The organism is Pseudanabaena sp. PCC 9330 (assembly GCF_055795045.1).
Window position 1 is genome coordinate 38,360 of record NZ_JAYFES010000058.1, and the last position, 13,511, is coordinate 51,870.

11 protein-coding genes are annotated in these 13,511 nt (G+C 51.2%); 9 read left to right on the plus strand and 2 right to left on the minus strand.

Features of this window, described 5'->3' with window-relative positions:
• Window positions 1-2: 2 nt before the first annotated feature.
• From AC0QKW_RS02705 to AC0QKW_RS02730, 6 genes are all read left to right on the plus strand, one after another.
• The gene (locus tag AC0QKW_RS02705; RefSeq protein WP_473149516.1) at window positions 3-632 is read left to right on the plus strand and encodes a restriction endonuclease subunit R; all 630 of its coding nucleotides are present in this window, start codon (window positions 3-5) and stop codon (window positions 630-632) included.
• A gap of 74 nt (window positions 633-706) precedes the next feature.
• Window positions 707-1,432 (plus strand): hypothetical protein, encoded by a 726-nt coding sequence (locus tag AC0QKW_RS02710; protein WP_473149517.1) that lies wholly within the window; start codon window positions 707-709, stop codon window positions 1,430-1,432.
• Window positions 1,422-2,039, plus strand: a complete 618-nt coding sequence (locus AC0QKW_RS02715; protein WP_473149518.1) for a hypothetical protein — start codon at window positions 1,422-1,424, stop codon at window positions 2,037-2,039. Before AC0QKW_RS02710 ends, AC0QKW_RS02715 begins: the two co-directional genes overlap by 11 nt.
• A 37-nt stretch (window positions 2,040-2,076) precedes the next feature.
• Window positions 2,077-4,983 carry an ATP-binding protein gene (locus tag AC0QKW_RS02720; RefSeq protein WP_473149519.1) on the plus strand — a complete coding sequence of 969 codons (2,907 nt, stop codon included), beginning with the start codon at window positions 2,077-2,079 and terminating at the stop codon, window positions 4,981-4,983.
• Between the two features lie 168 nt (window positions 4,984-5,151).
• Window positions 5,152-5,724 carry a hypothetical protein gene (locus tag AC0QKW_RS02725; RefSeq protein WP_473149520.1) on the plus strand — a complete coding sequence of 191 codons (573 nt, stop codon included), beginning with the start codon at window positions 5,152-5,154 and terminating at the stop codon, window positions 5,722-5,724.
• Window positions 5,725-5,772: 48 nt separating this feature from the next.
• The gene (locus AC0QKW_RS02730; protein WP_473149521.1) at window positions 5,773-7,569 is read left to right on the plus strand and encodes a GmrSD restriction endonuclease domain-containing protein; all 1,797 of its coding nucleotides are present in this window, start codon (window positions 5,773-5,775) and stop codon (window positions 7,567-7,569) included.
• Window positions 7,570-7,767: 198 nt separating this feature from the next.
• On the opposite strand, the gene AC0QKW_RS02735 is transcribed toward AC0QKW_RS02730, so the two are convergent.
• A complete protein-coding gene (locus tag AC0QKW_RS02735) occupies window positions 7,768-8,316 on the minus strand; it encodes a tyrosine-type recombinase/integrase (protein ID WP_473149522.1) in 549 nt (182 codons plus the stop codon).
• 338 nt (window positions 8,317-8,654) lie between these two features.
• On the opposite strand from AC0QKW_RS02735, the gene AC0QKW_RS02740 reads away from it, so the two are divergent.
• The 3 genes from AC0QKW_RS02740 to AC0QKW_RS02750 all read left to right on the plus strand — a co-directional run bounded on the left by AC0QKW_RS02740 (window position 8,655) and on the right by AC0QKW_RS02750 (window position 11,537).
• The gene (locus AC0QKW_RS02740) at window positions 8,655-9,254 is read left to right on the plus strand and encodes a nucleotide-binding protein (protein ID WP_473149523.1); all 600 of its coding nucleotides are present in this window, start codon (window positions 8,655-8,657) and stop codon (window positions 9,252-9,254) included.
• Window positions 9,251-9,565 carry a plasmid partition protein ParG gene (locus AC0QKW_RS02745; protein ID WP_473149524.1) on the plus strand — a complete coding sequence of 105 codons (315 nt, stop codon included), beginning with the start codon at window positions 9,251-9,253 and terminating at the stop codon, window positions 9,563-9,565. The genes AC0QKW_RS02740 and AC0QKW_RS02745 overlap by 4 nt, the downstream gene beginning before the upstream one ends.
• Before the next feature lie 901 nt (window positions 9,566-10,466).
• Window positions 10,467-11,537, plus strand: a complete 1,071-nt coding sequence (locus AC0QKW_RS02750) for a PDDEXK nuclease domain-containing protein (RefSeq protein WP_473149525.1) — start codon at window positions 10,467-10,469, stop codon at window positions 11,535-11,537.
• Between the two features lie 115 nt (window positions 11,538-11,652).
• On the opposite strand, the gene AC0QKW_RS02755 is transcribed toward AC0QKW_RS02750, so the two are convergent.
• Complete coding sequence (locus tag AC0QKW_RS02755; protein WP_473149526.1) at window positions 11,653-13,299, minus strand: hypothetical protein; 1,647 nt, start codon at window positions 13,297-13,299, stop codon at window positions 11,653-11,655.
• Window positions 13,300-13,511: the final 212 nt, after the last annotated feature.

A 13,511-nucleotide genomic window follows, 5' to 3' on the forward strand; every position in this document is an offset into this window, starting at 1 on the left:
CCATGGTGCAGATTCAGCCCATCTCATCTCAAATCAGCCTGCGAGCGCTCCATCAAGACTTTGGCCTGGTGAAATCGACCCAGCCCAACGGTTTCTCGGAATGGCAAACCGATCTACCGGTGCTCACCGACCTAGAGCGATCGACCCTGGGCCACATTCGGCAGAACTTTATGTATCAGCTGGAGTGGGGCCAACTGTCTGAGAACCTGGTCAAAATGGTGGTGCTGTCGCCCCTGCTCGACCTGGCGGGCTTTTACCAAAGCAAACTGCGGGTGCAAGACGAAGCCAGCGTTGAACTGGCCGTTGAAGACCAAAACACCCTGTATCGGGGCAAAATCGACGTTCTAGTCTGCGATGAGCGGTTTTGGGTTTTAGTGATCGAAGCCAAGCACGCCCAATTTTCACTGATCAACGCCATCCCCCAATGTTTGGCCTACATGCTGGCCAACCCCAACAGCGAAGCCCCCGTCTATGGCCTAGTCACCAACGGCAGCAATTTTCGTTACATCAAGCTCCAAAACTCTCGCCCCCCAGACTATGCCCTCTCGGATGAACTGCTATTTGATCGAGGCGATGACTTCGCCCAGGTTTTGCAAGTTCTAAAGAAACTTCAGCTAGGGGTTAAGAACTAGCATTCTGAGGTTAGATATTAAGCCCAATTCCCAATCTCTAGATTCCAATCCTACCTTCGACATAAGTAATCAGTATGGTGCAAGTCTTCCCCGCTCATACAATCAGCCTAGCTACACTTGAGCACGACTTTGGCTTATGCGAAGTTCATGGGATAGAGAGGCTAACTCAGTGGGAACGGAATTTTGAATTTGAAAAAGACCAACCTCAACTTACTAAGGACGAGGAATGCGAAGTCGAGAAAATCAGGAAGAGTTATGACAACCAGAAACGCTCTATTCGGCGTAGCTTTACTGAAACTATGGTTCACGACTCCATAGTTGATCCTCTGCTTTGGCTGTGTAGGTTTTATTCGTATCCGTTCCACGTAGAGCCTGAAGTTCCAATCAGTTACTACTTATCGTCTATAAAGCACGATTATCCTGCTATTCCAGTGGTTGGAGCTATAGGCAAACTCGTCTTGTATCAAAATCAATGGATTCTACCTGTAGAAGTCAAGAAACCACATCGCTATCGACGACAAGGATTTAGCCATAAAAATCTTAATATGGCGAAAGCTCAACTTCTTTCGTACATGTTGGGCAATCCATCAACTCGAATTTTTAGCTATGGCCTCATCACGAATGGAAATGATTTTCATGCAATCAAACTGTTCAGGAATTCTCCAGGAATTGAAGAACCTAACGATATCTATTACAGGGTCTTTCATATTGGATCATCTTTACACCCACAAGGATTAAATCGTGCTTATCGATTTCTTAAATACATTAAATATCTTGCTCTAGAAAATTATGGCTTATAGTAATTTCTCCCTTAGCAAAGTCAAGTCAGATTTTGGGCTCTCTACCAATGAGACCCAAGACCTATTTGCCGCTATTGCCCCCCTACAGCCGAGCGATTTGCTAACGGCGGTACTCAAAGAGCAATTGCCCCTGGCCAGCGCCATCAATACCGAAAAAGCTAGGTCTGAGCTAGTCGTTATGCCCGTGCTTATGGAAGTGCGGCGGCAGCTACGCAACCAGGTCGCTATCTTTTCGGGCACGTCCTTCGATGTGGAGCCTGCAACAGGCTTAGAGGGTCGCTGCGACTTTATTCTCAGCCGATCGCCAGAGCAGTACTATGTGGCGGCCCCTGTGCTCACCATCATTGAAGCCAAAAACGAGAGCATTCCCAGCGGGTTAGGGCAGTGTATTGCCACCATGGTGGCGGCGCGGCTTTTTAACGAGCGAGAGGGTAATGCCATCGACACGATCTATGGAGCCGTTACCACCGGCAACGACTGGAAGTTTCTAAAACTGTCTGGAAACACAGCATTTATTGACACCAGCGACTACTTCATTAAAGAGGTCAATAAGATTCTGGGCATCTTAGTATCAACGCTTCAGCCCGAAACTAGCCTTGTGGCATAGCGGCAGGTTTTCGCAGCACCCCTCTTCTCTTGGCATTATGAGCAGCGCCTATCAACTCAAGCCCTGGCACCAAATTGCCATTCCCCACAAAGACATTCGCGATGGCAAGCTCGATATGTCGGTCTATGCGGCCAGCTTGGGGGCTGTGGTGCGGCAAGAGGCCAAGTGCCCGCCAGTGTACCGCCAGGCCCCAGACTTTTTTGCCGCCACCTATCTAACCGCCGAGCTAAAAACTCTGCTTAGCGACGTGCTCAAGGTTTTAGATGGGGGCGAAGGCGATCGGGTGTTGCAACTGCGCACCCCCTTTGGTGGCGGCAAAACCCATGCCCTCATTAGCTTGTATCACATCACCAAACACCGCCAGCAGCTGCAAGCCATGGCAGAGCTAGCCCAGCTGCCCGACCCTGGCCCCGTGCAAACCATCGCCTTCATTGGGCTCGATCTCGATGCCAGCACCGGCACCCAAATGCCCGATGGCCCCCGTGTGCTCACCCCTTGGGGTTATCTGGCCTGGCAACTGGGTGGGGCTGAAACCTACGCCCTAGTCGAAGCACAAGACCGGGCTCGCATTGCCCCCGGCAACGATGTGATTCGCGAGCTGTTGCGCGATCGCACCGTACTGATTTTGCTAGACGAGTTTTTGGTCTACGTCGAAAACGCCATGGGTATGGATATTGGCGACTCGACCTTTGGCCGCCAGGTGCTGACCTTTATGCAAAAGCTCACCGAAGTGGTGCGCGACCAGGCCCACACCGCCATGGTCTATTCACTTCAGGCCAGCGTGCAAGAAGCAGTTGGCAACGAGGGGCTGTTGAGCACCCTAGACAAGCTGGTCAATCGCATTGATGCCAAGAAAGAGCCCGTTTCAGGCGACGAGGTGATGAAGGTGGTGCAGCGACGCTTGTTTGAAAGCGTAGGCGAACCCGATGTGATTGATGCGATCGCCCGCGACCAGGCCGACCTACTCTTTCACTTCCTCAAAAACCAAGAAGACGCTGAATACACCGCCCAGGAAGCCAAACAACAGGCCGATGTATTGGCCGACCGCATCAAAATCAGCTACCCCTTTCACCCCGACCTGCTCGACTTGATGTATCACCGCTGGGGCAGCCTACCCAGCTACCAGCGCACCCGAGGGGCACTTCAATTCCTGGCGCGAGTGATCTACGCGCTGCGAGCCGCTAACAGCACATCCCTCCTGATCAGCCCTGGTGACATCCCCTTTGAAGACGAAGGGGTGCGGGGAGCCTTTTTCTCACAAGTGGGCGAACGCGAGCAATACAGCTCTGTGCTGGCCGCCGACTTTACCGGTCGCAATGCCAAGGTCAAAGCCGTTGATCAACAGATTGCAGAAGACTCTCCGGCCCTGGCCCATCTTCAGGTTGGCTCTCGCATTGCGGCGGCCATTCTCATGTATTCCTTTGGTGCTCGCAGCGGCGAAGACCGGGGCGTGATGGAGCAAGATATTACTGCCGCATGTCTGGCCCCCAACCTGGAGCGCAGCACCCTCAAAACTGCCTTAAACAGCCTGCGTGACCATTTGCTATATCTGCACTACGTAGGCAAGCGCTACCGCTTTGAAACCAAGCCCAACCTCAACAAGCTAATCGCTGACGAAGAGAGCAAAGTAGACGGTGATGACGTTCTAGAGTACCTAAAAAACAGTCTTGGCAAGCTGATTAGCGGTGGCCGGGGCCGTAGCCTTCTATGGCCCAAAGACTCTATCGCCATCCCCGATCGCACCACCGAGTTCACCATTGTCTATTTGGGAGCCGAATGGAGCGATAAAAGCCGAGAAGCCGCCGTAGCGGAGGCTCTCCAGTGGGTTGAGTACCGGGGCAACGACAAACGAGAATATAAAAACGCCCTGGCTTTCGTGATTCCGAGCCAAAGCCAGCTCGACAAAGCTCGCAAGGCCACCAGAACCGCCCTGGCCCTAGATAGCCTGATCGACCAGAAAGCGAAGTACAAATTCACCCTCGAAGACATCGACGAGCTGAAGGAAAAAAGCAAAGACTCTAAAAATGCCATCAGCTCTGCCCTGCGGCGGCTCTACGACGATGTGCTTTTGCCAGTGCCCGGAGACCCCATCCGCATTGAGGTGATGGATCTGCGGTCTCAGCTCAACACCAGCCAAAACCTACAAGAGCGGGTGCTAGACCTGCTCAAAAATCACGTCTTTGATTCCATGACCGTCGGTAAGCTGGTGCGGCTGGCCAACCTGAGCGAGACAGATCGGCAGTATGTGGTGGGTGACGACCTAGTCAGCTACTTTTTCCGGTTCCCTAACTACCCCAAAATGCTGAGTCCAGGGGGCATCAAACAGGCGATCGTTCAGGCGATCGCCCAGGGGCAGTTGGGCTATGTGCCCTACATGACCGTACCCACTGACGGACAGCCCCAGGTCGAAAATCCATCCCTCGTCAGCTTTGACAAAGCCATTCCCCTAGACGAGCTAGATCTGTCTGGATTTCTGCTGACCCCGGCGCTAGCTCAACGGCTAGCCTACGTAGCCCCAGCAACAGAGACTACTACCCCCATCCAACAAGGCACCGATGGAGAAGGCGGCAGCAGCCAAGTCGATTCTGGGTTAGACCCTGGAGATATCGTAGACACCGGCACATCTACCAGCAGCGAAAACACCGATGGTAGGGAGTACGTCATCCAGGGCCAAACCTCCAGCATTACCAAAACCGTCCTAGTAGAGGTGGCCGGGGGCACCAGGCAAGCCCACTCCTATCAAATTCGCACCAATATCGACAAAGCTAAGCTCTTTAGCTTCTTCAACGTGCTGCAAGCGCTTTCTGACAGGGCTGAGACCATGACCGTTGAAGTCACCGTGCGGGCTCAGACCACCCAGGGGTTTGAACCAGGGTGGATTAGCAATGCGATCGAAGAACCGCTGGATGAGATGGATATTCAGGCTTCAACGCGGTTGGAGTAAGAAGTTTATGAACAACAATAAAAAATTTAGCTGATTGATGTTGATGTTGATGAGCTTTTTTATTGGGAATTATACATTTGTACATTACGTCAAAAAACAATATGTATAGCGTTGTTCGTTAGCGCTATATTCCAGTCCATCGCTTCATTCCAGGCTCAATGAATACTCATGAAAAAGCAAAAAAACAACTCTAAAAATCTAAGTAAAGAGCAGAATAAAGAACAAGTCAATCTTGTGTCCGACTTTTCGGATGCGGCCATAAAAGGAATATTTATTTTTGCCTTCATAAAACTACCCTCATGGGCGTTAAAGATAACGAAGATATTCTTCAATAATTCTCTCAAATTGATCAATTTCATTTACACTCAAACGATATCATTCTCAAAAATAACTTTCGCTTCGCTAACTGAACTATTGAAGAAAAGCTACTTATGGCTGTGTGACTTCTTAGTTACTGCCAGAAAGGTCTTAAGTACGCTTTCTACGAAGATAATTGAATTCAGCAAGATAGCGCGAAAAGTTATAGTCTTGATACTCTGTATATTTCTACCTTCAATTTTTTTGTATCCTTTTGGATTTGCTTTATGGTCTATACCATGGGTCATAATAGCTGTTGCCGGTTCGATTTGGGGATACTTTAATCGAAGTGAAAACGAATGGAAATTCCCACCAATCATGAAAAAGGTGAAAAGCTTATTTTTCTGGAATAAAGAAGAATTGATCCAAACTATTGAAGAATAGCTCGTGGAGCAGAATGAGTAATGATGAAACTATTGATTGGAGAATGGTATGAATTCCTATGTGGATAGAATTCGTCCCGATGCATTCGGCATTACAACTTATCTTGAGAATTTACGTCGAGGACAGTACCAAATTCCAACCTTTCAGCGAGACGTTGTCTGGGAGCGAGACAACGTCAAACGGCTTTGGGACAGCATCTATAAGTTCTATCCCCTCGGCAGCATTCTAGTTTGGAAGACTGACACCAAACTTCAGATGCACCGGGAAATAGGTGGCCATCCGTTAAATGAAGACGGCGATATTACAGAATTTCATTATCTACTGGATGGTCAACAGCGTACCACAGCCTTGCTGACATCTATGTATGGTCGCAGCATTAAGGGGCAAAATAGAGACTCTAAACTCTTTGTGAACCTTACTGTTGAAGATTCAGACGAAATCGAAGATGAGTCATGGCGAGAGCGCTTCTTGTTCTGGGATGAAATTGATGACCAGGAAGGCAAAGTTCTTCGCAATAAAGGACGAAAACAGCGTTATGACGCAGGACTTATTGTAGAAATTGAATTGATCGCCACTCGTTATGCAGATATAGAGGAGCGTCTAGATGAATCAGGATACCAATACAAATCTACAGAAAGAGAACAGCTCCGAAAATTCAGGCAGGTACTGGACAATTACAAGCTGTCTTTCATTGAGCTACGCGGCATAGAAGTCAACGAAGTCTGCCAGATCTTTGAGCGCATCAACCAGGCTGGCCAGCCATTGAGCATGTTCGATATTGTAGTGGCCAAGACATTCCGACCTGGAGATGGCCAAGAGGGCTTCTATTTACGAGGAATGTTTGAGCAGTTTCGGCAAAGTCTAGGAGGTGCCGGGAGCCGCTTCTCGGTGGTAGACAACATGACGCTGCTACAGATCTTTGCCATTCTGATTCGGGCCGCAATTCCTGATTCTGGTGTCCTTAACATTACAGATCGGTATCTCAATGCCATTAAAACCGAACACCTAGAAGCAGTCTGGGACGACGGAGTCAAAGCAATACGTCAGGTTTTCAACTTTTTTGATAGCCATCTACGTCTAAATGGGCCTGCTCTGGTGCCATTTAGATACTTCTACATGACTCTTGCGTCCTACTTTTTCCGAAACCCATCACCAGATTACGGTTTCCTCAAAGCTTATTTTTGGTATCACAGCTGCCACAACGACGATTTGCTCAGCAACACTACCCACTTAAAAGACCACATCAGAAGGCTGAATCAAGTGCGTGCTGGTGGTGAATTTGGCTTTGACAGGTTCTTAATTGATCGTAAACAGCTCAGAGATACGTCCTATAGCAATCGTGGACGTCTCTCAAGAGCTATTTTGGCACTGTATGCAAGTCAAGATCCTCGTGATTGGAAGCATCCAGATACTTCGGTTCTCAAATCAGTCTACTACTCGTTAACTGACAAACCCAATCTCCATCATATTTTTCCATCAGACTTTTGTGAGAAAAATATGGGCAGGTTTGGACTGTATGCTGACAGCTTAATAAATATTGCTTACCTACCGCAAATCACGAACTTGGAGATTAGCAATAAGCACCCTCTGATTTACCTTCGCGAATATCAAAATGAGCAGTTCTCGATTATTCAGAAAACACACCTGTTACCAGATGTAGTGGTTGAATGGCTTCGAGATGACAAGATGCCTGAGGATGCCCTCGACCAGTTCATAGACGCTCGAATGGATCTTGTACTAGACAAAATCCGTACCTTTCTCCGAGAGATTCCCTTTGAGATAAGAGACACACGGACTCCCAAATTCACTGGTGAAGAGCAAAAGGCTTTACCTGCGGAAATATAAGATTAGTGATGAATACCCGATATTGGGGTTTCAGTGTTAGCTGAAAGCCTTAATTGATATAGAAATTAACCGTGTTTAGCACAAGTTTTTGTCCCATTCCTACTCAACCTCCACTGCCGCCACCGCTCAGGCCCAGGGAATCAAACACCTTGTCATCACCTAGCGGGACTTCGCTTTGCTGCCACCGTCTAGGCCGAATCAATACTCCAGGGCGGCGATTGCCCTCTTCTTCTGCTCAGGGCTCACCTCCAAATACCGCTGCAAACTAGCCAAGCTGCGGTGGCCGCTAATCTCCTGAATCACCCGCAGCGGCACCCCGGCATTACTTAGGTTGGTCAGGGCTGTGCGTCTAAAGCTGTGGGTGCTAATCCCCAGCCCATCCAGGCCGGCATAGGTTAATGCCTGGTCGAGCAACCAGTCTGCCGACGACCGCGCTAACCGGCCCCGACCATGACGACCCGGAAACAGATACTCAGCCCCGCCGTTGTCGTAGGCCGCCAGCAGCGCCGCCAGCTTAGGGTGGATGTCGATCTGCCGGGTGGCTAGCTTGCCCTTCGTCGCCTTAGCCGGTAGCACCAGCACATCCCCCTTGATGTCACCGGGCCGCAGTGAGATCGCCTCGCTCACCCGCAGCCCGCAGTAGAGCATGATGCCAAACAGGGCTTTATCCCTAAAAGAGTCTATCGCCGCAAACAGCTGGGCAATTTCGTCGTGAGTCAATACCTTCGCCTGGCCGTTCGTGCTCATCGGATCCGCTGTGCGACTCCCCCACTTTACTCGACAGAATTGTGATTTTGTTGAGTAGGAATTGACGGTTTATAAGGGTTTTGGGATATGGGGTCGATGGATGACTTCAAGTCTCAGGTGAGACAGTCAGAAACCCTTGATTCTGCGTTGCACAGTCTCAAGTCTGGAATGGTGAGACGGAATTCGGGCTATCGTGAGTCCCATGCGTGCTGGGGCAAATGCTTAGATGTCTGGATGTCTAGATGCTTGAATGTTTAACCGTCTGAATTTTTAGATGCTCAAGCATCCAGTCTCCTAGACATCTGATATGCTCACGACATCATTTAGGAGTTGAGGCAGTGATCATAACCGTCGTCAGCTTTAAGGGTGGAGTGGGCAAGACCACAACCGCCATTCATCTGGGAGGATATCTGCAAGGGCTGGGGGCAACTCTGGTAGTCGATGGCGACAGCAACCGCTCTGCTCTCCAATGGGCTGCTAGCGATCGCCTCCCCTTTACCGTGGCTGATGAGCAGCGATCACCCAAGTTGCTCATGTCTGGCAAGTTTGAGCATGTTGTTATAGACACAGCCGCTCGGCCATCGTCTGATGAGCTAGCCAGCCTTGCCCAGGGATGCGACCTACTGATCATTCCATGCAGCCCCGACGCTTTAAGTATGGGGGCCATGCTCCAGATGGTGGAGCCGCTGCAAGGGCTCAAGGCAGAGTACCGGGTATTGCTCACCATCATTCCCCCCAAGCCCAATGCAGCCGGAGTAGAAGCTAGGGCATCTTTGAACGACGCTGGGCTTCCTCTATTCGCTGGCGGCATCCGCAGGCTGAACGCTTTCCAGAGGGCTGCACTTGATGGATGCCTAGTTAAGGACGTGAAAGGCGATAGCTACGCGGGTATCGCCTGGAGCTGCTACACCGCGATCGGAAAGGAGATATTGCCATGAGTGACCAAAACCGATTCGCTAACCTACTCAAAGCAGCTCAGCAGCAGCCTGAGGTAGCAGAAACCACCCAACCTGAACCTTCGTTAGATGTTCAAACATCTGAGCATCCAGACGTTCAAGCGTTTAAGCAACCAGGCATCTCAACATCCAAAGCAAAGAGCAGCAGCGGCGACTACAAACGCACTACTGTTTATCTGACTCAGGAACTGCACCGCCGATTGAAGCGGGCCAGCCTTGACGAAGGAATGGAGATGAGTGATATTGCCGAGTCTGCGATCGCGGCATGGCTCGAAAACAATTCCGATGTTTAGATGTCTAGATGCTTGGATGTCTGGACATTCAGTCTAGGATAAGCGGCTTTGGCTTTTGTTCGCTGCTTGACTGCTTTGTCGTAGTTGGATTCTGAAATGGCTGAAGAGCAGCTATGCAGGAAAACTCACTCCTAAACCTTTTCGGGCATTCAAGCATTTAGATGTCTAGACATCTAAATGCTTAGACATCTAAGTCTAGAGGTCACAGTGACTAACGTTTATTTGCCGCAAGAGTTACATTCCAATTGAACAAGGCCTGCCTTGACGAGGGCATGGAGGTGCATGGTGACTGAGGCTGTGATCGCATCTAGATGTTTAGACGCTTAGATGTTTAAGCATCTAAATGAATAGTTTTGTTTTTTGATCGCTCACTATGATTTACCAATTTGTCGTAACTCGTTTTGCCGCGCTTGAAGAGGGGGTTCAGTGAGTAATCGTACAGAAAGTTACGCTAAGGTTGAAAGCTTTGCAGGGAGTGCTTCTCAAAGCCCGTTTTTTGACGTTCTTGGCAGACGCTCTTGTGCCAGTTGAACAGTTCCCTAATTGGTACAGAAAAATAAAACGGTATATCAGGGGGTTCAGCCCCTTTCTGCCAGAGGGGTTCAATTGGTACGGAAATTAGAAGTGCTTAGCGTGGGTTTCTGTTCCATTACTACTCAAACCCACATACAGGGCTTTTCACCACGCAATCTCAAGTATGGGCCTTCGCCGAAGCTTAGCCTGATGAACGATTTGTGCACCAGCCTGGTGCACAAATTCGGGTATGACATCGATTCGTGTAAAAATGGGCCACATCTCTTGAAACCTATATAGGACAGTGGTTACAAGACTCAGGAATTCTAAATTTCTGTGCTGGTCACGTCTATTTATGGCCGCTGATCCACCAAATGACTGTTGTTTTATGCCCCAACCCCCTGACCTATTTCCCGAAGACGAAAATTACTTTGCCCTGATTAATGGCCTAAAGCAACGCATCCGTAGAGCGCAACTCAAGGCTGCCCTGGCTGTCAACCAGGAGCTGATCATGCTTTATTGGCACATAGGCCAAGAGATTATGGAACGCCAGCTATCGCAGGGTTGGGGCAGCAAGGTCATTGACCGCATCTCCAAAGACCTCCGCCGCGAGTTTCCAGAGATGAAGGGATTCTCTCCTCGAAACCTGCAATACATGAGGGCTTTGGCCGAGGCTTACCCCGATGAGCAAATAGTGCTACAGGTCATAGCACAAATTCCTTGGGGGCATAACCAGTCGCTGCTCAACAAACTCAACAGCCCAGAACAGCGTCTGTGGTATGCCCGCAAAACCGTTCAATTTGGCTGGAGTCGCAACATCCTAGATCTACAGATCGACACCAACCTGTTTACCCGCCAGGGCGGTGCCATTACCAACTTTGAGCGTACCCTGCCACCTGAACAGTCAGACCTGAGCCGCGACCTGCTAAAAAACCCCTACAATTTCGAGTTTTTAGCCCTCGCTGATGAGGTGCAGGAGCGTGACCTGGAGCGGGCTCTGGTAGAACGCATCCGTGACTTTTTGCTAGAGCTAGGGGTAGGCTTTGCCTTTGTGGGCAGCCAGTACCGGCTTGAGGTAGACGGCGACGAATACTTTATTGACCTACTGTTCTACCACCTGAAGCTACATCGTTACGTGGTCATAGACCTCAAGGTGACGGAGTTTAAGCCGGAGTATGCAGGCAAGATGAATTTCTACATTAGCGCTGTCAACCACCTGCTATGCGACGAGCGGAACGAAGCCACTATTGGCATCATCTTATGCAAGTCCAAGAAGCGCACCACCGTTGAATTTGCCCTGGACACAGTGCAGAACCCCATTGGTGTGGCCACCTACAAACTGCGTGACGAGCTGCCACCAGCTTTACAGGGATGTCTACCCACTGCTGAGCAATTGGAGATGGAACTAGATGCAGCCATTAGGGAAATTGGGGCTGAGCAGGACAACTCACCTCTGTAACCGCGATAGGCTAACAACGAGTAACCGCCTTCTTTTATGCTAATTCGGGTCACCCTGAAAAGACTTATAGGCAAGGGTTTGAGGTACCTAGACCCTCTAATTTGCATCACCCTATTTATCTATCAACCACACGCAGATGATAGAGCAGTAGCAACCGCTCATCGTCCGTCAGCTCAGACCAGCGTTTGCCCTCAAACTGGTCAGCAATGAACTGACCAATCACCTCCCCAGACCAACCCAGGTTCCGGATCTGGTGCTGAATCTGCTCGTGCAGGTCTGGGTCGTAGGCCGCAGGCTCTGCCTCCTGTGGAAAAGCAGGCTCATCCCCCCGCACCCCCCTTTCCGGAGAAAGAGATTTTAAATCCGACCCCAGATCACCGGCGCAAAGCGCCTCACTCTTCATATATCCCCCAAAGGGGTGTAATTCCTTAATTTCTAAGGGTTCTAGCGATTCTGGCATTGCTTCGGAATTCACCTCTTCAGGGGCTAGAAGGCTTGCTACCTGGGCTATTACACCCTCTTGGTGGGCAGGGTGCCAGAGGCTGAGATGCTTGTAGAGGGTCTGCTGGCTGACTTTGGCCGCTTGAGCGATCGCCCTGGCTCGGGCCGTAATCTGCTCAGGCAGCTCTCCGGCCTGCTCTAGCTCGGTGTAGACAGTACAGATGCGGTGCTGGGCATCTTCGGCCTGCTGCTGGTTGAAAGGCACCAGGTTGTTCTTGGGCTGGCTGGTGTCGCGGCTGGGGGTGGTGCCTAGGGGCCAGTAGTAGCCTTCGACGGCTCTGGCCCAGGCGGTGACTTTGCGCTTGATGTCGTGCTGGTGGCGGCAGTACTGTACGTAGCCGGGGCAGTGGAGGGCGATGCGCAGGGTGTAGTCGATCAGGGTTTGGCCCTGGATGCCCTCGAAGACGTGGCCGTAGCAGGCGATGGTTTTCAGCAGGTGGTTGGTCTGGCCATAGTCGGTCCAACCTTCGGTGATCTCAAGGTCGAGGTCGTGTCGCCAGCTCTCAACGGGGTGGCTGCGGCGTTTGGGCCGCTTGCGGTGGTTGTCGCGACCAATTTTCATCGCATGGCGCAGGGCATCCATGTCTTGGTGGCTGGCCGCGCCATCCCAGAGCCAGAAGAACCGGGCTAGGCTGCTGCCGATGGGGTTGAGGGCATCGTCGAGCAGGCAGGAGCCGCTGCCGGGTTGGAGGGGCAGCCGGTGGCCCATGTATTCAATGAAGGTCTCGACGCCGTAGGCTTTGACGTTGGGAAAGATTTCGAGCTGCCCCGCCTGGAGCCGAAACCCCTGGGCCTGGAGGCACTCTTTGAGAGCGACAGCCAGGTTGAAGGTGTTGACCAGTTCGGCAAAGGGGAGGTAGAGGTGCAGGCCGCCGCTCCAGCTGGAGCGCACCAGCAGGGTGCGGGTAATGCCAATGGTCTCGAGAGCAGCGCGAATCTGGTCGACCCCTTCAGGGGTGCAGTAGTCGCCGCCAGCATCGAGGTCGAGCAGGGCGTAGCGGGTGTCGTGGGTAAAGCGGACGCCGATTAGCTGGTTGGCATCTTGCCACTGGTTCCAGAGAACGCGGGGCCGCAGTGGGTAGGTGGTAACGGTCGTCCAGGCGGCTTTGGTGGTGGCGTCATCCGGCAGGTCGGCGCGAATGAAGTTCCAGCGGTAGTGGCCAAAGATTTCACACAGCCGCTGGCCGATGGGGTCAGCGGGTAGGGGTTCGGAACGGGGAGTCTTACGCGACTCCTCGCCCCATCCTATGGATGCGGTCATGGGGGCTTCTCTCTCCTAAAAAAGAGCAATGGGTATTGCCCCGAGAGAGAGCCGGTGTTACCATGGTCGCACAAGACATTTGGCGCGACTCGGGAACTGGTCCTCTCGGGTTTTCGCTTTTTAAAGAGCCGGTGGCATTCGCTGCCGGTTCTTTTTGCGTATTAAGGGTCTGGTCAGGACGCTTAACACTGATTCACGCGATCGCTAGGTGG

What these genes read in the sequence shown, in the direction of transcription:
- AC0QKW_RS02705 (WP_473149516.1), top strand. Translation starts at nt 3, where the DNA reads ATGGTGCAGATTCAGCCCATCTCATCTCAAATCAGCCTGCGAGCGCTC.
- AC0QKW_RS02710 (WP_473149517.1), top strand. Translation starts at nt 707, where the DNA reads ATGGTGCAAGTCTTCCCCGCTCATACAATCAGCCTAGCTACACTTGAG.
- AC0QKW_RS02715 (WP_473149518.1), top strand. Translation starts at nt 1,422, where the DNA reads ATGGCTTATAGTAATTTCTCCCTTAGCAAAGTCAAGTCAGATTTTGGG.
- AC0QKW_RS02720 (WP_473149519.1), top strand. Translation starts at nt 2,077, where the DNA reads ATGAGCAGCGCCTATCAACTCAAGCCCTGGCACCAAATTGCCATTCCC.
- AC0QKW_RS02725 (WP_473149520.1), top strand. Translation starts at nt 5,152, where the DNA reads ATGAAAAAGCAAAAAAACAACTCTAAAAATCTAAGTAAAGAGCAGAAT.
- AC0QKW_RS02730 (WP_473149521.1), top strand. Translation starts at nt 5,773, where the DNA reads ATGAATTCCTATGTGGATAGAATTCGTCCCGATGCATTCGGCATTACA.
- AC0QKW_RS02735 (WP_473149522.1), bottom strand. Translation starts at nt 8,316, where the DNA reads ATGAGCACGAACGGCCAGGCGAAGGTATTGACTCACGACGAAATTGCC.
- AC0QKW_RS02745 (WP_473149524.1), top strand. Translation starts at nt 9,251, where the DNA reads ATGAGTGACCAAAACCGATTCGCTAACCTACTCAAAGCAGCTCAGCAG.
- AC0QKW_RS02750 (WP_473149525.1), top strand. Translation starts at nt 10,467, where the DNA reads ATGCCCCAACCCCCTGACCTATTTCCCGAAGACGAAAATTACTTTGCC.
- AC0QKW_RS02755 (WP_473149526.1), bottom strand. Translation starts at nt 13,299, where the DNA reads ATGACCGCATCCATAGGATGGGGCGAGGAGTCGCGTAAGACTCCCCGT.